This is a genomic window from Micromonospora sp. B11E3 (genome assembly GCF_039871625.1).
In the GTDB taxonomy this organism is placed as follows: domain Bacteria; phylum Actinomycetota; class Actinomycetes; order Mycobacteriales; family Micromonosporaceae; genus Micromonospora.
On sequence record NZ_JBDPMC010000002.1, the window covers coordinates 24442 to 47374 of the forward strand.

At 74.8% G+C, this 22933-nt stretch carries 22 protein-coding genes and 1 other RNA gene; 16 read left to right on the forward strand and 7 right to left on the reverse strand.

All coding sequences use genetic code 11. The annotated features are described in order from the left end of the window. Positions 1-61: 61 nt before the first annotated feature. Positions 62-1213, forward strand: coding sequence for a polysaccharide pyruvyl transferase family protein (locus ABGB16_RS01335; protein ID WP_347666084.1), 1152 nt, complete (start codon positions 62-64; stop codon positions 1211-1213). A 31-nt stretch (positions 1214-1244) separates the two neighbouring features. On the opposite strand, the gene ABGB16_RS01340 is transcribed toward ABGB16_RS01335, so the two are convergent. Then, complete coding sequence (locus ABGB16_RS01340) at positions 1245-1451, reverse strand: hypothetical protein (RefSeq protein WP_347666085.1); 207 nt, start codon at positions 1449-1451, stop codon at positions 1245-1247. Positions 1452-1533: 82 nt separating this feature from the next. On the opposite strand from ABGB16_RS01340, the gene ABGB16_RS01345 reads away from it, so the two are divergent. Next, a complete protein-coding gene (locus ABGB16_RS01345; RefSeq protein WP_347666086.1) occupies positions 1534-2058 on the forward strand; it encodes a DinB family protein in 525 nt (174 codons plus the stop codon). A 112-nt stretch (positions 2059-2170) separates the two neighbouring features. On the opposite strand, the gene ABGB16_RS01350 is transcribed toward ABGB16_RS01345, so the two are convergent. Next, positions 2171-3043 (reverse strand): carbohydrate kinase family protein, encoded by an 873-nt coding sequence (locus ABGB16_RS01350; protein WP_347666087.1) that lies wholly within the window; start codon positions 3041-3043, stop codon positions 2171-2173. 64 nt (positions 3044-3107) lie between these two features. On the opposite strand from ABGB16_RS01350, the gene ABGB16_RS01355 reads away from it, so the two are divergent. Further along, the gene (locus ABGB16_RS01355; RefSeq protein ID WP_347666241.1) at positions 3108-6377 is read left to right on the forward strand and encodes a DEAD/DEAH box helicase; all 3270 of its coding nucleotides are present in this window, start codon (positions 3108-3110) and stop codon (positions 6375-6377) included. A gap of 95 nt (positions 6378-6472) precedes the next feature. Beyond that, entirely contained in the window at positions 6473-7465 is a 993-nt protein-coding gene (locus tag ABGB16_RS01360; protein WP_347666242.1) for an SWIM zinc finger family protein, read from the forward strand. Here ABGB16_RS01360 and ABGB16_RS01365 read toward each other — a convergent pair. Together ABGB16_RS01365 and ABGB16_RS01370 are read right to left on the reverse strand one after the other, a co-directional pair. After that, complete coding sequence (locus ABGB16_RS01365) at positions 7460-7717, reverse strand: DUF3040 domain-containing protein (protein WP_145773073.1); 258 nt, start codon at positions 7715-7717, stop codon at positions 7460-7462. The two genes, ABGB16_RS01360 and ABGB16_RS01365, sit on opposite strands and share 6 nt — an antisense overlap. 570 nt (positions 7718-8287) lie before the next feature. Next, the gene (locus ABGB16_RS01370; protein WP_347666088.1) at positions 8288-8959 is read right to left on the reverse strand and encodes a bifunctional DNA primase/polymerase; all 672 of its coding nucleotides are present in this window, start codon (positions 8957-8959) and stop codon (positions 8288-8290) included. Between the two features lie 240 nt (positions 8960-9199). Between ABGB16_RS01370 and ABGB16_RS01375 the strand changes: the two genes are divergently transcribed. From ABGB16_RS01375 to ABGB16_RS01405, 7 genes are all read left to right on the forward strand, one after another. Next, the gene (locus ABGB16_RS01375; protein ID WP_347666089.1) at positions 9200-10429 is read left to right on the forward strand and encodes a helix-turn-helix domain-containing protein; all 1230 of its coding nucleotides are present in this window, start codon (positions 9200-9202) and stop codon (positions 10427-10429) included. Continuing rightward, positions 10426-11028, forward strand: a complete 603-nt coding sequence (locus tag ABGB16_RS01380) for a flavoprotein (protein ID WP_347666090.1) — start codon at positions 10426-10428, stop codon at positions 11026-11028. The genes ABGB16_RS01375 and ABGB16_RS01380 overlap by 4 nt, the downstream gene beginning before the upstream one ends. 102 nt (positions 11029-11130) lie before the next feature. Further along, complete coding sequence (locus ABGB16_RS01385) at positions 11131-12042, forward strand: Nif3-like dinuclear metal center hexameric protein (protein ID WP_347666091.1); 912 nt, start codon at positions 11131-11133, stop codon at positions 12040-12042. Continuing rightward, positions 12039-12776, forward strand: coding sequence for a C4-type zinc ribbon domain-containing protein (locus ABGB16_RS01390; protein WP_347666092.1), 738 nt, complete (start codon positions 12039-12041; stop codon positions 12774-12776). The genes ABGB16_RS01385 and ABGB16_RS01390 overlap by 4 nt, the downstream gene beginning before the upstream one ends. Before the next feature lie 6 nt (positions 12777-12782). Then, complete coding sequence (locus ABGB16_RS01395) at positions 12783-13985, forward strand: bifunctional RNase H/acid phosphatase (RefSeq protein ID WP_347666093.1); 1203 nt, start codon at positions 12783-12785, stop codon at positions 13983-13985. Positions 13986-14120: 135 nt separating this feature from the next. Next, positions 14121-14369 (forward strand): DUF3311 domain-containing protein, encoded by a 249-nt coding sequence (locus ABGB16_RS01400; RefSeq protein WP_347666094.1) that lies wholly within the window; start codon positions 14121-14123, stop codon positions 14367-14369. Further along, positions 14369-16024 carry a sodium:solute symporter gene (locus ABGB16_RS01405; protein WP_347666243.1) on the forward strand — a complete coding sequence of 552 codons (1656 nt, stop codon included), beginning with the start codon at positions 14369-14371 and terminating at the stop codon, positions 16022-16024. The genes ABGB16_RS01400 and ABGB16_RS01405 overlap by 1 nt, the downstream gene beginning before the upstream one ends. 56 nt (positions 16025-16080) lie before the next feature. Here ABGB16_RS01405 and ABGB16_RS01410 read toward each other — a convergent pair whose 3' ends face one another. Beyond that, positions 16081-16557 carry a MarR family transcriptional regulator gene (locus ABGB16_RS01410; RefSeq protein WP_347666095.1) on the reverse strand — a complete coding sequence of 159 codons (477 nt, stop codon included), beginning with the start codon at positions 16555-16557 and terminating at the stop codon, positions 16081-16083. Positions 16558-16611: 54 nt separating this feature from the next. Here ABGB16_RS01410 and ABGB16_RS01415 point away from each other — a divergent pair, with 54 nt between their 5' ends. Continuing rightward, positions 16612-17844: an MFS transporter gene (locus ABGB16_RS01415; RefSeq protein WP_347666096.1), complete on the forward strand. Its 1233-nt coding sequence runs from the start codon at positions 16612-16614 to the stop codon at positions 17842-17844. Between the two features lie 93 nt (positions 17845-17937). Here ABGB16_RS01415 and ABGB16_RS01420 read toward each other — a convergent pair whose 3' ends face one another. Continuing rightward, a complete protein-coding gene (locus ABGB16_RS01420; protein ID WP_347666097.1) occupies positions 17938-18699 on the reverse strand; it encodes a sulfite exporter TauE/SafE family protein in 762 nt (253 codons plus the stop codon). A 121-nt stretch (positions 18700-18820) separates the two neighbouring features. Here ABGB16_RS01420 and ABGB16_RS01425 point away from each other — a divergent pair, with 121 nt between their 5' ends. The 3 genes from ABGB16_RS01425 (at position 18821) to rnpB (ending at position 21256) form a co-directional block, all read left to right on the forward strand. After that, on the forward strand, positions 18821-19327 hold the full coding sequence (locus tag ABGB16_RS01425) for a SigE family RNA polymerase sigma factor (RefSeq protein WP_347666098.1): 507 nt from the start codon (positions 18821-18823) through the stop codon (positions 19325-19327). Further along, a complete protein-coding gene (locus tag ABGB16_RS01430) occupies positions 19324-20766 on the forward strand; it encodes a hypothetical protein (RefSeq protein ID WP_347666099.1) in 1443 nt (480 codons plus the stop codon). Before ABGB16_RS01425 ends, ABGB16_RS01430 begins: the two co-directional genes overlap by 4 nt. A gap of 72 nt (positions 20767-20838) precedes the next feature. Then, an RNA gene (gene rnpB / locus ABGB16_RS01435) (RNase P RNA component class A) lies at positions 20839-21256 on the forward strand. Between the two features lie 392 nt (positions 21257-21648). Here rnpB and ABGB16_RS01440 read toward each other — a convergent pair. Beyond that, entirely contained in the window at positions 21649-22236 is a 588-nt protein-coding gene (locus tag ABGB16_RS01440) for a GNAT family N-acetyltransferase (RefSeq protein WP_347666100.1), read from the reverse strand. Positions 22237-22311: 75 nt separating this feature from the next. Between ABGB16_RS01440 and ABGB16_RS01445 the strand changes: the two genes are divergently transcribed. Then, entirely contained in the window at positions 22312-22842 is a 531-nt protein-coding gene (locus ABGB16_RS01445; protein ID WP_347666101.1) for a tyrosine-type recombinase/integrase, read from the forward strand. The last annotated feature ends 91 nt before the right edge of the window (positions 22843-22933 follow it).

Consider the following 22933-nt stretch of genomic DNA (forward strand, 5'->3'; position numbering starts at 1 on the left):
GCATGCCCCCGGGCGCAGCGGGAACGCCACGCGGAAGGCACCCGCTGGGAGGAGCGAGGCGATGGCGGACCGCACCGGGCTGACGATCGGTGTGCTGGGCTCGTACGGCGGGCGCAACCTCGGCGACGAGGCGATCCTCACCGGCCTCCTGGCCGACCTGCGACACCACGAACCGGACGCGCGGATCGTCGTCTTCTCGCGCAACCCGGAGCACACCGCCAGGGAGCACCCCGACGTCCAGGCGGTGCCGTGGGAGGGGGTCAGCCGGGTCGACTCGGCGCAGGTGCTCGCCGGGCTGGACCTGCTGATCCTCGGCGGCGGCGGCATCCTCTACGACCGGGAGGCCCGCCGCTACCTGCGGGTGGTCCGGGTCGCCCAGGAGCGGGGGCTGCCCCTGCTCACGTACGCGGTCGGGGTGGGCCCGCTCTCCGAGACGGTGGACACCGGTATGGTCCGGGAGACGCTGGCCGGCGCCGTGGAGGTGACGGTGCGGGACCAGGAGTCCCGGATGGTGCTGGAGGAGGCCGGGCTGACCAACCCCGTCACGGTCACCGCCGACCCGGCGTTCCTGCTGGAGCCGCAGGAGTTCCCCGAGGAGCTGCTGCGCGAGGAGGGGGTGCCGGCCGGCAAGCGGCTGGTCGGGATGAGCGTCCGTGAGCCGGGCCGCGCCGCCGAACGGCTCGACGTGGACGGCTACCACCGGCTGATCGCCCAGATCGCCGACTTCCTGATCAACCGGATCGACGCGTACGTGTTGTTCGTGCCGATGGAACGCGACGACATCCGGCACTCGCACGGGGTGATGTCGCACATGACCGCCGCCGAACGCGGCCGGGTCCTGCACGGCGACTACTCGCCCCGGCAGGTGCTCGGGCTGATGCGGCACTTCGACCTCGCCGTCGGCATGCGGCTGCACTTCCTGATCTTCGCGGCGATGGTGAACACGCCGTTCCTGCCGTTGCCGTACGCCGGGAAGGTCTTCGACCTGGCGCAGCGGCTCGGCGTGCCGGCGCTGCGCGGGGTGGAACGGGAGGTGGAGGGGCCGCTGCTGGCCGAGGTCGACCGGCTCTGGGACGAGCGGGAGCAGCGCGCCGCGCAGACCGCCCGCCGGGTGGCCGACGTCTGCGACCAGGCCCGGGGCACCTCCCAGGTGACCGGCGCGGTGCTGGAGAGCCTGCGTTCCCGGCGGCTGGCGGCGCCGAGCCGCACCTGAGGCCGGGGCGGAGCGTGGAGGACGCGCCGGATCAGACGGCAGGGCCCCGCCACCGGTAGAGCCACCCGTCCCGGTCGCCCACCGACTCCAGCTCGTAGATGTCGGCCTCGGCCAGCCCCCGCTCCCCGACGTGGTGGTGGGTCAGCGGCGGGCGGCCGTTGCTGTCCAGCTCGACCGTGACCGTCTGTCCGTCGGCCGCGCCGCCCGCCAACGGGATCTCTGCCGTTGATGATGCCATGGGCCCATCCTGCCCCGGCGGCGGTCGCCCCGCAGGGTGATGGCCGTGCCGCCGCCGGGTGCCGCTGGGCTACGGTTCAGGAATGGCCGGAATACCTGTCGATCCCATCGTCGAGCCGGTGGTGCGGGCCCGCGCCGGCGACGAGCGTGCCGTGCTCGAATCGTTCCTCGACTTCCATCGCGCGATCGTGTTGCGCAAGGTGCGCGGCCTCACCGACACCGACGCCCGGCGCCGACTGGTGCCGTCGGCGACCACCCTGGCCGGGCTGCTGAGGCACCTGGCCCTGGTCGAGCGGAACTGGTTCGTCTGCCTGCTCGATCCGGGGCCCGGCGACGTCTACCTGACCAGCGAGGACGAGGCGACGGCGAGCTTCGCCCTGGACGGGTCGGACACCATCGAGTCGCTCGCGGCCGGCTACGAGCGGGCCTGCGCCCGGTCCCGGGAGATCGCCGCGCGCTTCGACCTCGACCACGTCGTGCCCCATCCGCAGCTCGGCGAGGTGTCGCTGCGCTGGATCCTCACCCACATGATCGAGGAGACCGCCCGGCACGCGGGCCACGCCGACATCCTGCGGGAGCTGACCGACGGTTCGACCGGCGCGCTCTGACCGCGGGCGGGGGGCGGGGCCGCCCGGGCGCACTCCGACCGGGCGGGCGGGGCGGGGCCGCCCTGGCTCGGCGTACCCGAACCGGGGGCCGCCCGGCGCGGGCGTGACCGGCTCAGTGGGGCGGCAGCAGCCCCGGCGGGTACTCCATGCCGTCGTGGGCGCAGGCCGCCGCCGCGACCCGCGCCGCGTACGCCGCCGCGGCGGGCAGGTCCGCGCCGCGCAGCCGGGCGGCGATCAGGGCGGCGGCGAACGCGTCCCCGGCGCCGTTGGTGTCCACCACGGGCCCCGGCGGCGTCGCCGCTGGCACCCGGGCGGGCGGCCCGCCGCCGTCGGGCACCTCCGCGCCGTCGCCGCCCCGGGTCACCACCGTGGTCCGGGGCGCCAGCCCGGCGGCGAGCTCCCCGGCCCGGTCGGCCAGCCGGACCCCGCTCACGAAGACCAGGTCGGCCGCGTCGGCGAACGGGCGGTGGTACGGGTTGTCGCCGTCCCAGTCGTGCAGGTCGGTGGAGAGGCGTACCCCGTCCGGCAGGCCGGCCCGCAGCGCCGGCAGCAACGGGACGACCCAGTCCATGATCGACACGTGGACGTGCGCGGCGTCCCGGGCCAGCGCGGCGAGCCGCTCCGGCGGGAACGGCGGCGGCCCCTGCCACGGGCGGGGGTCGTACAGCGACATCCGGCGGCCGGCCGGGTCCACCAGGTTCACCGACCGGCGGGTCCCGCCCGGGTCGGCGGCGAGCACGGCGGTCACCCCGGCCCGGTCCAGCGCCTCGCGTACCACCGCGCCCGGCGGGTCGGCGCCGAGCACGTCGACGACGGCCACCCGCAGGCCCAGCGCCCGCGCGGCCAGCGCCACCCCGGCGCCGGTGTTGCCGATCCGCAGGTCGATCGGGGGGACGGTGAGCGAATCGGCGGCGGGGAGCGGGAGCGCGGGCACGCGGACCCGCAGATCCACCCCCAGGCCGCCGATCACGAGCAGGTCGACCATGGCGCCGACGCTAGCCGGCCCCACGCCGCCTATTCTGGGCCGGGGTCTCGACGAGGGGGAGCGCGTGCTGGTCGTCCACGGGGTGTGGCTGCCCGACGCGGGGCTCGCCGTGTGGGCGGAGGACAGCGCCCTGCCGCCCCGCGCGCCCCGCCGGCCCGGCCGGGCGCCGCGCGAGCGCCCCCACCCCTTCGCCGCCGACCGCGCCACGCTGGCCGCCGCCCTCGATGCCGGCCCGCCGGCCGCGCAGGCCGGCTCGGTGCTGCTGCGCCTGCCCACCCGGGCGGGCTCGCCCGCGGACTCCCCGGAGCTGGTCCGGACCGCCGTCGACGAACCGGTCCGCGGGCCGGTCACCCTCGCCGGCTGGCGCGCTCCCGCCCTCCGGTACGCCCCGGCGGATGCGCTCGCGCTGCTGCGCGCTGCCGGCGACCTCGCCGGGGTGCCCGGCGCCACCCTGCGGCACCTCGCCGAGGTGGCCGAGTTCGCCGCCGACCTGGTCCGCCGGGGCCGGGTGCTGCCCGGCGTGGCCCCGGCCGAGGCAGCGGCGCCGGGCGCGTTCCGCCCCGAGGAGCCGACGTCTTCCGGCGGCGCGACGTCTGCCGACTGCGGAGCGGTGCCCGGCGGCGCGACGTCTTCCGGCGGCGCGACACCTTCCGGCGGCGCGACACCTTCCGGCGGCGCGACGTCTTCCGGCGGCGCGACACCTTCCGGCTGCGGGGCGGTGCCCGGCCGCGGGGCGGTGCCGGCGCGGGCCGTGTGGCGGCCGCTGCTCACCGGCGCGGACGCCGCCTGGGCGCGGTCGCTGGCGCTGGCCCTGCCCCCGGCCGCCCGGGCCGCCGCCGACGGGCCGTCGGCCGGCGAGCTGGTCGCCGACGCCCTCGACGCGCTCACCGACGCCGCCGCCCGGGCCGCGCTGACCCGGACCGCGCTGACCCGGGGCGGCCGGCAGACCGGCGCGGTGCCCGCGTGGCTGGCCGCCCTGACCGGCCCGGACGGGCGTTTCGCCGCCGACCGGGCCGCCCTGAACGCGCTGCGCGCGGAGCTGGACGACTGGCAGCGCGACGCGGCCGGCGGCGCGGTGCGGGCCAGCTTCCGCCTGGTGGAGCCGGCCGTGGACCCGCCCGGCGAGTTCCTGGCGGGGGAGCCCGGGGGCGCGGAGCAGTGGGCCGACGCGTCCGGTGACGCGGCGCTCTGGCGGGTCGAGTTCGGGATGCAGGCGGCCGACGAGCCCAGCCTGCTCGTCGACGCCGGGCGGATCTGGCGGGCCCCGGAGACGGTCGACGGCCTCGGCGGCCGGCCGCAGGAGACCCTGCTGGCCGAGCTGGGCCGGGCCAGCCGGCTCTGGCCCGAGCTGGACGCCGCCCTGCGTACGGCCGCACCCGACGCGCTGCACCTGGACGCCGAGGGCGCGCACCGGTTCCTCCGCGAGGGGGCGCCGGTGCTGCACGCCGCCGGCTTCGGGGTGCTGCTGCCGTCCTGGTGGCAGCGCCCGTCGTCCCGGCTCGGGGCCCGGCTGCGGGCGCGGGGCCGGACCGCGCCGGGCACGGTGGCCGCGGCGGCCGGCGGCCTGGGCCTCGACGCGCTGGTCGACTACCGCTGGGAGGTGGCGCTCGGCGACGAGCCGCTGTCGGAGGAGGAACTGGCCGCCCTGGCCGAGCTGAAGACGCCGCTGGTACGGCTGCGCGGGCGCTGGGTCGAGCTGGACCCGCGGCGGCTGGCCGCCGGGCTGCGGCTGCTCCGGTCGGCCGGCGAGCTGACCGTCGCCGACCTGCTCCGGCTGGGCCTGGCCGAGGCCGACTCCGACGACGCCCTGCCGGTGCTGGAGGTCACCGCCGACGGGGCGCTCGGCGACCTGCTCGCGGGGCAGGCCGAGCGCCGGCTCACCCCGCTGGACCCGCCGCCGGGGTTCGCCGGGACGCTGCGGCCGTACCAGCGGCGCGGGCTGGCGTGGCTGGCGTTCCTCCAGTCGCTCGGGCTGGGCGGGGTGCTCGCCGACGACATGGGGCTGGGCAAGACGGTGCAGCTGCTCGCCCTGCTGGCCGGGGACCCGCCCGAGGCGGGGCCGACCCTGCTGGTCTGCCCGATGTCGCTGGTCGGCAACTGGCAGCGGGAGGCCGCGCGGTTCACGCCCGGGCTGCGCGTACACGTGCACCACGGCGCCGAGCGGGCGCGGGGGGAGGCGTTCGCCGCCGCCGTACACGCCGCGGACCTGGTCCTCACCACGTACTCGATCGCCGCCCGCGACGCGGTCGACCTGGCCGGGATCGACTGGCACCGGGTGGTGGTGGACGAGGCGCAGGCGATCAAGAACGCCTCGACCCGGCAGGCGGAGGCGGTCCGGGCGCTGCCCGCCCGGCACCGGGTGGCGGTCACCGGGACGCCCGTGGAGAACCGGCTCGCCGACCTCTGGTCGATCATGCAGTTCGCCAACCCCGGGCTGCTCGGCCCGGCGGCGGCGTTCCGCAAGGCGTACGCGGAGCCGATCGAGCGGCACGGCGACGCCGAGGCGGCCGAGCGGCTGCGGCGGATGACCGGCCCGTTCGTGCTGCGCCGCCTCAAGACGGACTCGTCGATCATCTCCGACCTGCCCGAGAAGCTGGAGATGGAGGTGCTCTGCAACCTCACGGCCGAGCAGGCGTCGCTGTACCGGGCGGTGGTCGACGACATGCTGGCGCGGATCGAGTCCAGCGACGGCATCGAGCGGCGCGGTCTGGTGCTGTCGGCGATGACCCGGCTCAAGCAGGTCTGCAACCACCCCGCCCAGCTGCTGCGGGACGGCTCCGCCCTGGCCGGCCGGTCCGGCAAGCTGGCCCGGCTGGAGGAGATCCTCGACGAGGTGCTCGCGGCGGGTGAGCGGGCCCTGCTGTTCACCCAGTACGCCGAGTTCGGCGCGATGCTGCGCGGTCACCTGTCCGCCCGGTTCGGCCGGGAGGTGCTCTTCCTGCACGGCGGCGTCGGCAAGGCCGACCGGGACGCCATGGTCGCCCGGTTCCAGTCCGACGGCGGCCCGGCGCTGTTCGTGCTGTCGCTCAAGGCCGGCGGCACCGGGCTGACCCTGACCGCGGCCAACCACGTCGTCCACGTCGACCGGTGGTGGAACCCCGCGGTCGAGGACCAGGCCACCGACCGGGCGTTCCGGATCGGGCAGCGCCGGCGGGTGCAGGTCCGTAAGTTCGTCTGCGCCGGCACGGTGGAGGAGAAGGTCGCCGCGATGATCGCCGAGAAGCGCAGCCTGGCCGCGTCCGTGGTGGGCACGGGCGAGCAGTGGGTCACCGAGCTGTCCACCGAGCAGCTGCGCGAGCTGTTCGCGCTGGAGGCAGGGGCGGTGGTGGAGTGACGCCGCCCTCGCGTCGGTCGGCGTCGGCCGGGCGTCCCCCGTCGGACGGGCCCGAGTCGGCCGGCCGGTTCGCCGACTACGGCCGGCCCCGCCGGGTGGACGGTGGGCTGCGCGCCCGCAGCACCCGGGGCGCGATCGGCCGGTCCTGGTGGTCCCGCCGGTTCCTGGAGGTGCTGGAGTCGTTCGCGCTGGGCACCCGGCTCACCCGTGGCCGGTCGTACGCGCGGGCCGGGCAGGTGCTCAGCCTGGACGTCGCCCCGGGCGTGGTGACGGCGAGCGTGCAGGGTTCCCGGGCCGAGCCGTACCGGGTGCGGATCGAGCTGGCGCCGTTCCCGGCGCGGCTGTGGGAGCGGGTCGAGGCGGAGCTGGCGGCGCAGGCGTTCTTCAGCGCCCGCCTGCTGGCCGGCGACCTGCCGGCCGAGCTGGAGGAGCTGTTCGCCGCGGCCGGCGCGCCCCTGTTCCCGGCCGGGGTCGACGAGCTGGCCCAGCGGTGCAGCTGCCCCGACTTCGCCGTGCCGTGCAAGCACCTCGCCGCGACCTTCTACCTGCTCGCCGAGGCGTTCGACGCGGACCCGTTCGCGCTGCTGCACTGGCGGGGCCGGCGCCGGTCCGAGCTGCTGGACCGGCTGCGTGCCCTGCGTACCGTCGGCACGGCGACCGGCGGCCGGGCGACGCCGTACCCGTCGGTCGACGACGAGCGGCCGGCGCCGTCCGTAACGTCCGAGGAGGAGCGGCCGACCGGGGGCCGGCTGGGACCGTCCATCCCGGACGGCCGCGAGCGGCCCTCCCGGGGACGGTCGGCTCCGTCCACGGCGGACGGCCGGGCCCTGCCGGCCGTCGGTGCCGCGCGGGCGCTCGCCGCGCTGCCCGCGGCTCCACTGGCCGACGCCGTGGACCGGTTCTGGGTGCCGCCGGTCCCGTTGCCGGACCGACCGCCGAGCCTGGCGACCGGGCCGGACCTGCTGCTGCGTCAGCTCGGCGCCCCGGCGCCCGCGCTCGGCGGACCCGGCCTGGTGGAGCGGCTGCGCCGGGCCTACCGGGAGTTCGGCCGGGCCCGCCCGGAGCCGGACCCGTCGACCGGGTCATAGCCATCGGCGGCGGAACCGCCACATGAGCGCGGCGTTGGCCAGCAGCACCACCGCGCAGACCGCGCCGGCCAGCCGGCCGGCCAGCACGGTCATCGCCGGCAGCGAGGCCCACAGCACGATGGTCAGCAGCATCAGGTACCGGCCTCGCCGGGCCCGCGTCCGGTGGTCCAACCGGGCGAAGAACTCCGGGTCGCTCTCTCGGAGCTGACGGGTGATCTGTTCGAACCTGCGCTGATCCTCTTTGCTGAGCATGGCGGTGCCTTCCCCTCACGCGTATCAGCGGTCCGGCGGCATACCCGCTGCGGCGGCGGCTCACGCGCTGCTCCTGCTGCTACTTTCGGCAGGCCAGGTGGTGGCGCGGGCCAGGGTGGACGATCACCTCAGCGCAGGATTGTCGATGCCTTGGGCCGCGCGGCACCACGAAACGGACTCATCGGCGTACTGACGGGCCGAAACGTCACGCCGGGGCCGGGTCGGGACGGGTGGTCCCTGGCGGGGACGGCGGTGAGCCGGTGACCGCGGCGGTCAGCGGGCGGGCCGGCGGCTGCCCGCCGGGCGGGAGCCCAGCGGCCGGGGCCGGCCGGGGCGGGAGCCGGACGGGCGGCTCGGGGGCCAGCGGCGCCCCCGGTGGTGGTGCGGTGGCGGTTCCGCGCCACCGGGCTGGCGCGGCGCGTCGTACCTGGACATCGGACCCCCGCTCGGGGCGCGGTCGCGCCCTCGTCGGGGTCAACGAGTTCCCGACCCCCGGGGACGCTGGCCGGCCGCGTCCACTGCGCGACAGGGCCCGCGTCCACTGCCCGACAGCGGGCTGAGTGGTCGGGTTCAGCAGCCGCGCCGGGGCAGCGGCAGGTGGCCGGGGAGCAGATCGGTGCTCAGCGTCACGCCGGCCGCCCGCAGCGCGTCGATCAGTGCGTTCTGCACCAGGTAGGAGTCCGGCAGCCGCCAGCGGGCCTGTTCCGGGGCGACCGCCCAGCGGACGGCCCCCTCGGGCAGCCGGGTGGGCGGCGCCGGGATCCACGAGCCGACGCCGTGCCGGACCACGTGGAAGCAGTGCTCCAGCTCGGGGCGCAGCGGGTCGCCGGGGCGGACCAGGAACATCCACCGCCCGGTCGGGGTGACCACGACCGGGCCGCGCACCCCGTCGCCGGCCGGGTGCGTGCCGACCGTGTCGAGGGCCTGCCGGCCCAGGTGGGCGGACACCTCGAGGACGTCGAACGCCCGGCCGGTGGGCAGCAGCACGCCGTGCGGACGGCTGCGCCACCAGGTGGCCACCCGGGCCGGGTCGGCGCTCGCCACGTGCTCCCAGTCCTCCAGGGCGGGATGGCAGCCGACCGTGGGGCAGCCGGCCCGCCCGCACACGAAGCGGCTGCGGGCGAGGCAGGCCCCGGGGGTGACCTCCCAGCCGTGCACGGCGTAGCGGACGGCGACCCGGCGCAGCCGGACCCGTTCCAGCGGCGACAGCTGTGCGACGCGCGGCGCGACGTTTCTCCACATTCGCCCGAACTCCTCTCCCGCGATGGGCGGGTGCCAGCTCGCATGTCGAGCGCCGTCACTGCCGTAACCCGCGATCGTTGACTTGGCGAACGGCTCATGCAACTTGCATGAAACCTATGAGGATTGTCCGGACGGCTGACGTACAGGCTGTGCGACCAGCGAAGAATCTGAGTACGAACGGTCGGGCGTAGCTGCCCGGCTGGGCCGGCCGGAGTCGGGGGCCGGGGGAGGGATGGGGAGATGGACGAGCTACCGATAGGCCGCCGGGTGGCCTACTGGCGTGGCCGGCGCAAGATGTCCCAGCAGGTCTTCGCCGACCGGCTCGGCAAGTCCAAGAGCTGGGTGGACAAGGTCGAGCGCGGGGTGCGCCGGCTCGACAAGTTCTCCGTCCTCTACGAGATAGCCGACATCCTCCAGGTGGACGTGCAACTGCTGCTCGGCAAGGACCCGGAGCGGCGCAGCGACGCGCTGAACTGCATCGACCAGGTGGAGGTCCAGGAGATCCGGGCCGCCCTGGAGCGGTACGACTCGATGAGTGCCTACTTCGCCGCGGCCCCGTACCCCCCGCCGCTGCCGGACATACGCAAGGCCGTCAACCACGCCTGGCTCACCTACCAGTACGGCCGCTACGGGATGCTGACCCGGGCGCTGCCGAAGCTGCTGCGCGACGCCCAGGCCGCGGACGCCGGCCACGGCGGCGACGACGCGCGGGAGGCCGCCCACCTGCTCGGCCAGGTCTACCAGATCGCCTCCTCGGTGCTGCGCAAGCTCGGCGAGTGCGAGTTGGCCTGGCTGGCCGCCGACCGGTCGATGGCGGTCGCCCAGCGGGCCGACGACCCGTTGCTGGCCGGCATCGCCACCACCCGGGTCTGCAACGCGATGGTGGCGATGGGCCGGGCCCGGCCGGCCCTGGAGCTCAACGTCAACATCGCCAACCGGCTCGGCCCCGGTGGCCTCAACGACGCCTCCCCGGAGCGCCTCTCGGTCTACGGGCTGCTGCTGCTGCAGGGCGCGATGGCCGCCGCCCGGCTCGGCGACTCCGCCACCGTCGACGATCTGATCAACGGCGCCCAGGAGGCGGCCGTCCTGCTCGGCGGGGACCACAACCACTACTGGACGTCGTTCGGCCCGACCAACGTCGAGCTGCACCGGGCCGCCGCCGCCGTCGAGCTGGGCGACGGCGGGCGGGCGGTCGAGGTCCACCACCGCAACCTCCCCGATCCCGCGTTCAACGCCCTGCTGCCCGAGCGCCGGGCCCACCACCTGCTCGACCTCGCCCGGGGCTACGCGCAGCTCGGCGACGTGGCCAACGCCGGCGAGATGCTGCTGCGCGGCGACCGGCTCGCGCCCTCGGAGATCCGCTGCCGTCCGATCGCCCACGAGGTGATGTCGGACGTCCTGCGTCGCACACGGGGTGCGCCGCCTTCGCCGATCGCGGAGTTGGCTGAACACATGGGAGTGGGAGTATGAGCGTGATGGGGGCCGCTGGTAACGGCCCGCACCGCAGCAGTGAACGCCGTCGGGTGCTCTACGCCATCGCCTGCGGCTCGCCGCTGGCCGGTCACGTCGACCGGCTGGTGGAGCTGGCGCAGCAGGACGGCTGGGACGTCTGTGTGGTAACCACGCCGGACGGCGCGAAGTTCGTCGACCGGGCGGCGCTGGCCCGGCAGACCGGCCATCCGGTCCGCAGCCGCTACAAGGACCCGGGTGACCTGGACGTGCTGCCGGCCGCCGACGCGATGATCGTCTGCCCGGCCACGGTCAACACCGTCAACAAGTGGGCGGCCGGCATCACCGACACGCTCGCCCTCGGGCTGCTGATCGAGGCGCAGGGCCTGGGGGTGCCGATCGTGGCGGTGCCGTACACCAACGCCGCGATGGCCGCGCATCCGGCGTTCCGGGCCAGCCTGGCCCGGCTCGCCGAATGGGGGGTGGACGTGTGCTTCGGCGACGACGTCTACCCGCTGCATCCGCCCGGCATGGGCGAGCGCCACCTGCACACGTTCCCCTGGGGTGTCGGCCTGGCCGCGCTCCGCAACCGGATCTACCAGGTCGACGCCGTCGCCTGAGGTGGAAGCAGGGGCCTCTTGTCGACACTTCCGGTGGTGAAAGGGGCCCCTGTCAACAGCCGAGGCCGTGCCGTCCGGCCGACGCCGGTAAGCTGGCCCGCCGTGAGCACAACCGCGCCGCCGCCGACGGTGGCCGACGTGGTGGCGACGCTGGAGCGCCGCTACCCGCCGGCCTGGGCCGAGGACTGGGACCGCGTCGGGCTGGTGCTCGGCGAGCCCGACGCCGAGGTGCGCCGGGTGGCCTGCGTGGTCGACGTGGTCCCCGAGACGGTCGCCGAGGCCCTCGCAGCCGGCGCCGACATGATCGTCGCCCACCATCCGCTGCTGCTGCGCGGTGTCTCCTCGGTCGCCCCGACGACGTACAAGGGGCGGATCGTCCACCAGCTCATCAAGGCCGACGTGGCGCTGTACGTGGCGCACACCAACGCCGACGTCGCCGACCCCGGCGTCTCCGACGCCCTGGCCGCGCGGTTCGGGCTGACCGGGCTGCGCCCGCTGCAGCCCCCGCGACCGGGCTCACCGGCCGCCGGCGCGGGCCGGGGCATCGGCCGGATCGGCGAGCTGCCCCGGCCGATGGCCCTCGCCGACCTGACCCGGCACGCCGCGGCCGTGCTCCCCGCCACCGCGTGGGGGGTCCGTGCCGCCGGCGACCCGGGGCGTACGATTCGCACCCTCGCCGTCAGCGGCGGCTCGGGGGACTCCTTCCTCGCGGCGGCGACTGCGGCCGGCGTCGACGCCTACCTCACCGCCGACCTGCGCCACCACCCCGCCGGCGAGCACGTCGCCGGGGGTGGCCCCGCTCTCCTGGACGCCGCCCACTGGGCGACCGAACGACCCTGGCTGGACGACCTGGCCGCCCTCCTGCGGGCGGAGTTGGGCGTCGAGACCACGGTGTCCGATCTGGACACCGACCCGTGGACCGTGCACGCCACCGCACCCGGCGCCGGTCCCGGACCCGCCGCCCCCGACCCCGACCCCGCACCCGCCGCGGACGACAAGGAGCCCCGCCCGTGAAGGCTGACCCGAAGGTCCAGCGCCGCCTGCTCGACCTGCAGGCGATCGACACCGCCCTCGCCCAGCTCGCCCACCGCCGCCGGTCGCTGCCCGAGCACGCCGAGCTGGACGCCCTGGCCCGCGAGCTGTCGGCGCTGGAGGACGAGCGGGTCCGGGCCCAGGTGACCGTCGACGACCTGGACCGGGACATCGCCCGGCTGGAGAAGGACGTCGACCAGGTCCGGGCCCGCAAGAGCAAGGACGAGGCGCGGCTGGCCGCCGGCACCGGCCCGGCCCGGGAGCTGGAGGCGCTCCAGCACGAACTGGTCTCCCTCAACCGCCGGCAGAGCGACCTGGAGGACGCCGAGCTGGAGCTGATGGAGCAGCGGGAGACCGCCCAGGCCGCCCTCGACGGGGTCGAGCAGCGGATCGCCGAGGCGCGCGAGCGGCGGGCGGCGGCCGAGCGGCGCCGCGACGACAGCCTCGCCGAGATCGCCAAGGAGGAGGAGTTCAGGCGCAGCGCCCGGCAGCCCCTCGCCGGCGACCTTCCGGCGGACCTCGTCGCGCTCTACGACCGGATCCGCGAGGACACGGGGCTCGGCGCGGCCCTGCTCACCGGCGCCCGCTGCGGCGGCTGCCGGCTGGAGCTCTCCGGCGCCGACCTGGCCCGCATCCGCCGGGCCGACCCGGACGAGGTGGTGCGCTGCGAGGAGTGCCGCCGGATCATGGTCCGCACCAACGAGTCGGGGCTGTAACCCGCGATGGCGGTGCGCGCGGTCGTCGTCGAGGCCGACGGCGGGTCCCGGGGCAACCCGGGACCGGCCGGCTACGGCGCGGTGGTCCGGGACCGGGCCAGCGGCGAGGTGCTGGCCGAGCGGTCCGAGGCGATCGGCGTGGCCACCAACAACGTCGCCGAGTACCGGGGGCTGATCGCCGGCCTGGAGGCCGCCGCCGAGCTGGGCTCCGCCGAGGTCGACGCCCGGATGGACTCGAAGCTGGTGGTCGAGCAGATGTGCGGCCGCTGGCAGATCAAGCACCCGGGGCTGCGCCCGCTCGCCGCGCAGGCGGCGGCGCTGGTCGGCCGGTTCGCCGCCGTCCGGTTCCAGTGGATCCCCCGGGAGCGCAACCGGCACGCCGACGCCCTCGCCAACGCCGCGATGGACGCGGCCGCCGCCGGCGCGGCGGCGCCGCCCCCGGCCGCCGAGCCGCCACGCGAGGTGGCCGGCCCCGACTCCGCCGCCCGGACGCGCGCCCGCGAGGCCGCCGCCCGCGCCGCCACCCGGGGCGCCGGCTCCGACCCGGCCACCGCCCCGGCGTCCTGGGAGCCGCGCCCGAGCGACACCGCCACCCGGCTGATCCTGGTCCGGCACGGCGAGACCGAGTTCACCGCGCAGCGCCGCTACTCCGGCCGCGGTGACGTGCCCCTGTCCGAGCGGGGCCGGGTCCAGGCCCGGGCCACGGCCGCCCGGGTGGCCGCGCTCGCCCCGGCCGTCGCGGCCGTGGTCAGCTCACCCCTGTCCCGGTGTACGGCGACCGCCGAGGCCATCGCCGCGGCGCTCGGCGGCATCCCGGTACGCCAGTTGGACGACCTGATCGAGTGCGACTTCGGCGCCTGGGAGGGGCGCACCTTCGCCGAGGTGCGCGAGGGCTGGCCGGGGGAACTGGACGCCTGGCTCGCCTCGACCCGGGTCGCGCCGCCCGAGGGGGAGTCGTTCACCGAGGTCGGGGCCCGGGCAGCCCGCGCCACCGACGCGCTGCTGCGGGCGTACCCGGGGGAGACCGTCGTCGTGGTCTCGCACGTCTCGCCGATCAAGCTGGTGCTGCGCGACGCGCTCGCCGCCGACGACGCGTTCCTGCACCGGCTCTACCTCGACGCCGCCGGCATCTCCGTGCTGGACCGCTGGCCCGACGGCGGCGTCGCGGTCCGCTCGGTCAACGACACCGCCCACCTCGCCGACCTCTGATCGACTCCGCCGCGCCGTTCGGCGCAGGCGGCAGTCCGTTCGGCGCATCGTTGTTCGCCGATTGCGTGACCGGCGTCACTTGGTCGTAACGTCCGCCCGTCACATGGCGAGATACGACCCCCGGAGGTGTGTCGCATGGCCGAAGCCGAACCGGAGGCGCCCGACAGGGTGCCGCCCAGGGCGCGGGCGAAGGACCGCAGCCCCTGGAACTGGTTGCTGTTCGTGCCGCTCGTGCTGCCGCTGATCCCAGCGTTCTTCAACGCGGACTCCCCGCGGTTCCTCGGCTTCCCGCGCTTCTACTGGCTGCAGTTGGCCTACATCCTGCTCGGCGTGGCCGTCACGACGCTGGTCTACCAGATGACCAAGAGGCGGGGTGGGCAATGATGTGGCGGGACCACCTGACCGAGATCATCGTCTTCACGGCGCTGTTCCTGCTGGTCAGCGTCATGGGCTTCGTGGCGGCCCGGTGGCGCGCCCCGCAGGACATGGCCCACCTCGACGAGTGGGGGCTGGGCGGGCGCAGCTTCGGCGGCTGGATCACCTGGTTCCTCATCGGCGGCGACCTGTACACGGCGTACACGTTCGTGGCCGTGCCGGCGCTGATGTTCGGGGCCGGCGCGGCCGGGTTCTTCGCCGTGCCGTACACGATCGTGATCTACCCGATGGTGTTCCTGGTGCTGGCCCGGCTGTGGTCGGTCTCGCACCGGCACGGCTTCGTCACCCCGGCCGACTTCGTCCGCAGCCGGTTCGACTCGCCCGTGTTGGCGCTGCTCGTCGCGATCACCGGCATCGTCGCCACGATGCCGTACATCGCGTTGCAGCTCGTCGGCATCGAGGCGGTGCTGAAGACGATGGGCGTCACCGGTGAGAGCACGGTCGCCCGGCACCTGCCGATCATCGTGGCGTTCGCGATCCTGGCCGCGTACACGTACCAGTCGGGGCTGCGCGCGCCGGCCCTGATCGCGTTCGTCAAGGACACGCTGATCTACGTGGTGATCCTGGCGGCGGTCTTCTACCTGCCGCACAAGCTGGGCGGCTGGGGCGACATCTTCGACGCGGCCGACGCGAAGTTCGCCGCGACGCCGAACCCGAACGACGGTGTCCTGCTCAACGCCAACAACCAGCTCCAGTACGTCACCCTGGCGTTCGGCTCGGCGTTGGCGCTGTTCCTCTACCCGCACAGCATCACCGGCGTGCTCGCCACCCGCAACCGGGACGTGATGAAGCGGAACATGTCGGCGCTGCCGGCGTACAGCCTGCTGCTCGGGCTGATCGCGCTGCTCGGCTTCATGGCCATCGCGGCCGGGGTCAAGCCGCTGCCCGGGGCCAAGGAGGGCACCTTCGACAGCAACACGGTCGTGCCGGTGCTGTTCGACCAGCAGTTCCCCGACTGGTTCGCCGGGCTCGCGTACGCGGCGATCGGCATCGGGGCGCTGGTGCCGGCGGCGATCATGTCGATCGCGGCGGCGAACCTGTTCACCCGCAACATCTACAAGGAGTACCTGAAGCGGGACGCCACCCCGGCGCAGGAGGCGAACGTCTCGAAGATCACCTCGTTGGTGGTGAAGGTCGGCGCGGTGGCCTGCATCGTGTTCCTGGACCCGCAGTTCTCCATCGACCTCCAGCTCATCGGCGGCGTGATCATCCTCCAGACGCTGCCGGCGGTGGCCCTGGGCCTCTACACCCGGTGGTTCCACCGGGGTGCCCTGGTCGCCGGCTGGGTGGCCGGTATGGGCCTGGGCATGTGGATGCTCTACCAGATCGGGAACCCGGCCACCGGGAAGAAGCACTTCGCCGGCTCGGCGTTCCCGCTGAGCGAGTTCGGCTTCGACACCCCGAAGACGATCTACGTCGGGATCGTCGCCGTGCTGGTGAACCTCCTGGTCGCCGCCCTGCTCACCCTCGTCCTGCGGGCGGTGAAGGTGGCGGACGGCACGGACGGCACCAGCCCGGACGACTACTTCGCCGACGAGGGCGACCCGCGCGTCACCCCCGGCACCCGCTCGGGCGCGGACGCCGCCCCCGAACCGGTCGCCTGACGTGTGACGAGGGCCCCCGCTCGTGGCGGGGGCCCTCGTCACGGTTCCGCCGCCCGTCAGCGGCGGGTGCGCCCCTCCAGGGCCCGGTTGAGGCGGGCGAGCATGTCCGCGAGGGTGCCGCGGTCGTCGGCGGTCCAGTCGCCGAGGATGTCCCCGTACAGCCGGGTGCGGGCGGCCCGAACGGCGGCCATCCGCTGCAGGCCGGCGGCAGTGGGGGAGATCACCGTGCCCCGGCCGTCGCTCGGGTCCGGCGTACGGGCGATCAGGCCGTCGCGCTGCATCGCGGAGACCTGCCGGGTGACCGTGGAGCCGTCGAGGTTGAGCCGGGCGGCCAGCGCGGAGACGTTCTGCGGGCCGGCGGCGGCCAGGTGGCGCAGGATCACGTACGCCGCCCGGTCGAGCACCCGGTGCTCGGCGGTGCCATTGGCCCGCCGCGTCGCCTCGCCGAGCCGCATCAGCAGGGCCACCTCGGTCTCGATCCGGCCGAGGGTGGCCTCGTCCCGCTCCGGTTCGCTCGTCAGCTCGTCGCTCATAGCTGTATGATACAAGAAAATTACCTGCACGATACAGCTATCTGGGGAGGCGGAGTGGATCGGCGTACCGAGCCCAACCGCAGTGCCATCTACGCCACCACGCTGGTGGCTTTCCTCGCCATCGCCGGCATCGCCGTCGTCGACCCGATCCTGCCCGCCATCGGCGAGGCCATCGGCGTCACCGCCTGGCAGGTCGAGCTGCTGTTCACCGCGTACATCGCGGTGATGGCCGTCGGCATGATCCCGGCGACCCTGGCCAGCGGCCGGTTCGGCTTCAAGCCGGTGCTGATCGCCGGCGTCTCCGTCGTCGGCGTGGCCGCCATCGGAGCCTCGTTCAGCAACGACATCGTGCAGCTGTCCGTGCTGCGCGGCGTGTGGGGCCTGGGCAACGCGATGTTCTTCGCCACCGCCATGGTGGTGCTGGTCAACCTCGCCAACGACCGCGAGTGGGTCGTCGGCCTCTTCGAGACCGCGCTCGGCCTCGGCTTCGCCGTCGGCCCGCTGCTCGGCGGCCTGCTCGGCGAGGTCAGCTGGCGGCTCCCGTTCTTCGTCTGCGGCGTGTTCATGGTGCTCGCGCTGGCCGTCGCGGCCCGCCGGCTCCGCGAGCCGGCCACCCGGCAGGCGCCCGTACGCGTCGGCGAGATCTTCTCGACCTACCGTAAGCCGGCGTTCGTCGCCCTCTGCGTGGTGACCGCCGCGTACAACTTCGTGTTCTTCGTCGTGCTCGGCTACACGCCGCTGTTCCTCCACCTCGACGTCGTCCCGCTGGGCCTGGCGTTCACCGGCTGGGGCCTCGGCCTGGCCGCCGGCATCCTGCTGATCGGCCACCGGCTCGCCCACCGCATCGGCGCGGTGCAGACCGTCGGCGTGGCCGTCGCCGGCCTGCTCGTCTGCATGGTCCTGTTCGCCACGTCGAGCGGCACCGCCGAGTCGCTGGCCGTCCTCGTGCTCTCCGGCCTGTTCATGGGCCTGGCCAACGCCAACCTGACCGACCTGGCGCTCGGCCTGGGCTCCGGCGACCGGCGGGTGGCCACCGGCGCGTTCAACCTGGTCCGCTGGGGCGCCGCCGCCCCCGCCCCGATCATCTCCGGCAAGCTCGCCGAGCACGGGCTGGCGTTGCCCTTCTGGGTCAGCTTCGCCGTCCTCGGAGTGGGCGTGCTCGTCTACCTCGCCTTCGCGCACGTGATGGCCGCCGGCTACGGCGAGCGGGTGCTCTGGTCGCGCTGGAACCGCGCCGCCGCCGGGGCGGAGCGCGCCCCCGAGGAGCCGGTCGGCGAGGCGTACTGAGTCTGCCGTTCCCCCGGCCGGGCCGCCCCGCCGCAGCCTTCCGCGGCGGGGCGGCCCGTCTTGTCGTGAGCCCGCCCCGCGTCGCGGAGCCGTTCAGCGCAGCGCGCGCCAGAGCAGGTACAGCCCGATGACCGTGCCGAACACCACGATCAGGGCCTTCAGCAGCACCGGCGGCAGCCGCCGGACCAGCCGCGCCCCGGCGTACCCGCCGACCAGCGTCGCCGGGGCGACCACCGCGACGGCCGCCCAGTCCACCGGGCCGAGCAGCGCGAAGACCACGAGCGTGGTGAACCCCACCACGGCCGAGAGCAGGTTCTTGATCGCCGAGACCCGGGCCAGCGTCGCGTCCAACACCAGCGCCAGGCCGGCGACCAGCATCACCCCGAGCGCCGCGCCGAAGTAGCCGCCGTACACCGCGCCGACCCCGACCATGGCCTGCACCGTGACGGTACGGCGGCGCGGGGCGAGGTCGGCCGGATGGCCGACCAGCCGGCGCAGCGGGTCCTGGAACGCGAGTACGGCGGTGGCCGCCAGCACCAGGAACGGCACCACCAGCTCGAACGCCCGGGCCGGGGTGGCCAGCAGCAGCAGGCAGCCGGCCACCGTGCCGGCGACGGCGGTGGGCAGCAGCGTCCACACCGCCCGCCCCCGCGGCAGGTCCGCCCGGCTGCCCGCCACGCTGGCGACGTACCCGGGGAAGACCGACACCGAGTTGGTGACGTTCGCCGGCACCGGCGGCAGGCCCGTCGCGATCAGGGCCGGGAAGGTGATCAGGGAGCCGCCCCCGGCCACCGCGTTCACCGTGCCCGCGGCGAGACCGGCGGCGAGCAGGAGCGCGGCGTCGGAGAGGTCCATGATCCCCCGAGATTAGTCCGTGCGGGTCGGCTCTCAACCTTTCCCCCGTCCGCCGCGTCGTAGCCGGTGACGGCCTGACGAGGGGAGCGCGACGTGCACGGTCACGGGGGAGGGAGCGCGGGTGGATGACCCGGACTTCCGCGAGTTCGTCGAGGCCCGCTACGGCGACCTGCTACGCACGGCGTACCTGCTCACCGGCGGCCGCGACGCGGCGCAGGACCTCGTGCACGAGGCGCTGCTGAAGACGATGCGGCACTGGCGGCGGGTCGACGAGCCGCTGGCCTACGTCCGCCGGGCGATGGTCAACGAGCGCACCAGCGTGTGGCGGCGGATCGGGCTGCGGGAACGGCTCACCGCCGCCGTGCCGGACGGACCCGGCCCCGACACCACCGACGGCGTCGCCGTCCGCGACGAACTGCTGGCCGCGCTGGACCGCCTGCCGGTACGGATGCGCACCGTTCTGGTGCTGCGCTACTGGGAGGACCTGCCGGAGGCCGAGGTGGCCGCCGTCATGGGCTGCTCCGTGGGGACGGTGAAGAGCCAGGCGGCGCGGGGGCTGACCCGGCTGCGGGAGGTACTGGCGCCGGGTGGGCACGTGCCCGGCGAGCTGACGAGGGGGCGAGCATGAGCGTGGACGAGCTGCGGGCCGGGCTGGCCCGGATCGCCGCCGGCGTGGTGCCGGACGAGGACCCGTACGGGCGGCTGCTGCGGCACGCGCGGCGGCGATGGCGGCGCCGGTTCGCCGGCTACGGTGCGGCGGTGGCCGCGCTGCTCGTGGCGGCGCTGGCCGGGCCCGCGACGCTCGGCGCGGCCGGGCTGCCCTGGGGCCCCGACGACCGGCGCCCCGGCGGCGGCTACCCGGTCGACTCGCCCTGGACCTGGCGCCTGCTCGACTCGCCGCCCCGCGGCAGCCTCGCCGGGGACGCGAACCTCGTCGCCGAGCTGACCCGCGTCTTCGGCGCCGCCCGAGACGAGTTCGGCATGGCGGAACTGCCGACGGTGCGGATCCTCTGGATCGACGAGTCGGCCGGCTTCCGCCAACTGGTCGTCGCCTACCACTCCGACGACTCCGCGGCCCTGGTCACGCGCGAGGCGCCGCTCGGCACGCCGCCCGGGAAGCTGGTCGACATCGGCGGGTACGCCAACCTGCGACCGGAGCCGTTCACCGTGCTGGACCTCGGCTTCGGCTCGCGTACGGTGCAGCGGACCTGGACGCTCGGGCTGGCCCCGGCCGGCTGCGCCGTCTCGTACGCCCGCTCCGCCCGCGTCGTCGGCCCGGCCGTGCAGCGCCGGTGGACACCGGCGCCCATCGGCGACCACATGTTGGTCGAGCCGGGCTTCGCCCAGGGCTGGTGGCGGGTCGAGTGCGACGGCCAGACCCGCCAGGAGGGGCCGATCGGGTTCTCCCGCGAGCTGCACGGCAAGGGCGCCGTCCCGCCTGACCTGCCGAGGGACGACCGGCCGGCCACGAGCGCGCTCATGCTGGACGCGGAGATGGTCCGCCCTGCGGCGGAATCGTGGCGGGGCCTGGCGAACCTCGGCGGCCTGGCCGAGCCGACGCCGGTGATCCGGTGGGCGGGCCGGCTGGACGGCGAGCAGGCGGTGCTGCTGGGATCACCGGGGAAGGGTCCGCTGGTGCTCCACGTCGGCTCCGGTGACGGCGGCCTGCTGGCGCTCGCCACGGAAGAGCAGGCCACCCCCGACGACACCGAGACCGCCGCCACCAGCCGAGCCGGCTGGCCGCTGGTCGCCACCGGCATCACCCCCGCGTACGACCTCGCGGCGGTACGGGTACCGGCGCGCTCGGGTGGCCACGCCGTCCTCACCGACCGGCTGCTCGTGGTGCCTGCCCGGGCCACCGCCGTGCGGGTCGAGGCCGTGGCGGACGGCCGCGTTCGGGCGGCTGCCCCGGTAGGCGCCGGCGCGGCGGAACTGACGCTCCCGGTGGGGGCGGAGGTGACCCTGCGGGCGCTGGACCGGAACGGCCGGGTCGTGGCCTCGGGGCGGCTGGTGGAGTTGGCCGAGGGGGAGCGGCTCTTCGACGAGCGGATCGTGTCGAACTGGTGAGCGCCGGTCCAGGGGCGGTCCGGGGTGGAATCGGCGGAGGTGCCGGCGTCGTTAGACTGAGGGCGCGACGGACGAGTCGACCGGGCGGTCGCGTCGACGGGCTGCGGCCCGTCGCCGAGGAACGTCCGGACTCCACAGGGCAGGGTGGTTGTTAACGGCAACCCGGGGTGACCCGCGGGACAGTGCCACAGAAAACAGACCGCCGCCCCCGAAAAGGGACGGTAAGGGTGAAACGGTGGGGTAAGAGCCCACCAGCATCCCGGGCGACCGGGATGGCTCGGTAAACCCCACCCGGAGCAAGGCCAAGAAAGGGCCGTCACCGCGAGGCGACGGTCCGCGCAGACGCTTGAGGGTTGCCCGCCCGATGTCTGCGGGTAGGCCGCTGGAGCCTGCCGGCGACGGCAGGCCGAGATGGATGGCCGCCGCCGGCGCGAGCCCCGCGAGGGGTACGCGCCGGGCACAGAATCCGGCGTACAGGTCGACTCGTCCGTCGCCCACCAGGTCGCAGCCTCGATCAAGGCTGCGACCTGGTCGCATGTTCAGGCGTCGATGGCCGTTGTTGGTCAACAGTGGCCGGCGTTTGACGGCCTGGCGACGGCCTGACGGCCTGGAGACGGCCTGACGGCCTGGAGACGGCCTGACGGCCTGGAGACGGCCTGACGGCCTGGAGACGGCCTGACGGCCTGGAGACGGCCTGATCTTGGCTGCGGAGCTTCAGCTTGGAAGAGCGTGCTCAGCGGTCGTGATGCCCGAAACGCCTGCGGCCGCTGGTCCGCCGGGTTGCGTCTCGTGCCCGCTCGTGCCCGCTGCGCTCCACGGTTACTGGCCCACGGATGGCCCATGCCGGCGTTGGACTGCGGAGGCAAACCCGGATCAGGCGAGTCACTCGTCGCCACGGATACGGGCGTGCAGGTGCATGTCGTGCCGGCCGTCGGAGTGGATGGCGTCGCTGCGTTTGGTGCCCTCCAGGAGGAACCCGGATTTGACGGCGACGCGGCAGGAGGCATGGTTGTGGGTTGAGTGATCCAGGTGCAAACGATAGAAACCGGCCTCGCCGAGTGCCCAGACGCTCAGGGCCGTCAGCGCCCGGAAGGCCACGCCTGCTCCGCGAGCGGCCGGGAGCACCCAATATGCGCACCCTGCGACACCATCATCGAGGTTCATGCTGCCCATGGCGATGCGCCCCAGCACCTCACCGCCGCCGCGCGTCATCGCCCAACTCGCGCCCGTCTCCTGCTCCCAGGCCTGGCGATACTGTTCGAACCACTCACGGACCTGGTCTTCAGATGCGGGTTGGCGAGTGTGCCAGTGTTGGATCTCGGGGTCCTGGTACGCAGCGAAAAAGACCGGCGCATCGGAAGGCTCCCAAGGTCGCAAGAGCAGGCCACCCTGGGCGGAAAGCACCGGTTGGGGATTGGCGGCGAGGGCGCCGGCGGAAATAGCAGGTGGCGTCGAAAGTGAGGACCGCACCCGCTTATCCTCTCCTGGCGACGATGACCTGCGTCAAGTTCCCGGGCATAGACCGTCCAGCCTCCCTCGCGGAAGGTGGCCGCCGGACTGCCCCCATCCCGGCAACTCAAGATTGTCCGGTCACGCCTGGTCTTCGGGCTGCCCAAGAACGACCGGGATCGGCGCATCCCGCTGCCCGTGACGGTGGTCGACGCCCTGAGGGAACACCTCGACTGGTGCAAGCCTGTAGAGATCACCCTGCCGTGGGAGGACCCGTTCAGCGATGAGCGGGTCACCGTGCCACTCGTGCTGACCACGCCGCGCACGGGTGCGATCAACCGCGCGACATTCGACGGCAAGAGCTGGAAGCCCGCGCTGATCGCCGCCGGCATCGCGCCGACCAGGGCGACGGGCATGCACGCGCTGCGGCACTTCTACGCCTCGGCGCTGCTCGACGCGGGGGAGAGCATCAAGGCCCTGGCGGCGTACCTCGGTCATGCCGACCCCGGGTTCACGCTCCGGGTCTACACCCACCTGATGCCGGCCAGCGAGGAACGCACCCGCCGGGCGATCGATGACCTGTTTCGGGACACCGGCCCGGGGCCTGACGGCCTGGCGACGGACTGAGCGCGATCGTGACGGTAGTTTGCGCAGGTCAAGGCGGGTTTCCGTAGGAGTATCCGGCGTACAGGTCGACTCGTCCGTCGCCCACCAGTTC

Excerpts from the sequence above, each read along its gene's own strand:
- ABGB16_RS01400 (WP_347666094.1), top strand. The coding sequence starts at position 14,121 with ATGGCCGAAGCCGAACCGGAGGCGCCCGACAGGGTGCCGCCCAGGGCG.
- ABGB16_RS01335 (WP_347666084.1), top strand. The coding sequence starts at position 62 with ATGGCGGACCGCACCGGGCTGACGATCGGTGTGCTGGGCTCGTACGGC.
- ABGB16_RS01365 (WP_145773073.1), bottom strand. The coding sequence starts at position 7,717 with ATGCTCAGCAAAGAGGATCAGCGCAGGTTCGAACAGATCACCCGTCAG.
- ABGB16_RS01350 (WP_347666087.1), bottom strand. The coding sequence starts at position 3,043 with ATGGTCGACCTGCTCGTGATCGGCGGCCTGGGGGTGGATCTGCGGGTC.
- ABGB16_RS01375 (WP_347666089.1), top strand. The coding sequence starts at position 9,200 with ATGGACGAGCTACCGATAGGCCGCCGGGTGGCCTACTGGCGTGGCCGG.
- ABGB16_RS01380 (WP_347666090.1), top strand. The coding sequence starts at position 10,426 with ATGAGCGTGATGGGGGCCGCTGGTAACGGCCCGCACCGCAGCAGTGAA.
- ABGB16_RS01345 (WP_347666086.1), top strand. The coding sequence starts at position 1,534 with ATGGCCGGAATACCTGTCGATCCCATCGTCGAGCCGGTGGTGCGGGCC.
- ABGB16_RS01395 (WP_347666093.1), top strand. The coding sequence starts at position 12,783 with ATGGCGGTGCGCGCGGTCGTCGTCGAGGCCGACGGCGGGTCCCGGGGC.
- ABGB16_RS01370 (WP_347666088.1), bottom strand. The coding sequence starts at position 8,959 with ATGTGGAGAAACGTCGCGCCGCGCGTCGCACAGCTGTCGCCGCTGGAA.
- ABGB16_RS01410 (WP_347666095.1), bottom strand. The coding sequence starts at position 16,557 with ATGAGCGACGAGCTGACGAGCGAACCGGAGCGGGACGAGGCCACCCTC.
- ABGB16_RS01405 (WP_347666243.1), top strand. The coding sequence starts at position 14,369 with ATGTGGCGGGACCACCTGACCGAGATCATCGTCTTCACGGCGCTGTTC.
- ABGB16_RS01340 (WP_347666085.1), bottom strand. The coding sequence starts at position 1,451 with ATGGCATCATCAACGGCAGAGATCCCGTTGGCGGGCGGCGCGGCCGAC.
- ABGB16_RS01430 (WP_347666099.1), top strand. The coding sequence starts at position 19,324 with ATGAGCGTGGACGAGCTGCGGGCCGGGCTGGCCCGGATCGCCGCCGGC.
- ABGB16_RS01420 (WP_347666097.1), bottom strand. The coding sequence starts at position 18,699 with ATGGACCTCTCCGACGCCGCGCTCCTGCTCGCCGCCGGTCTCGCCGCG.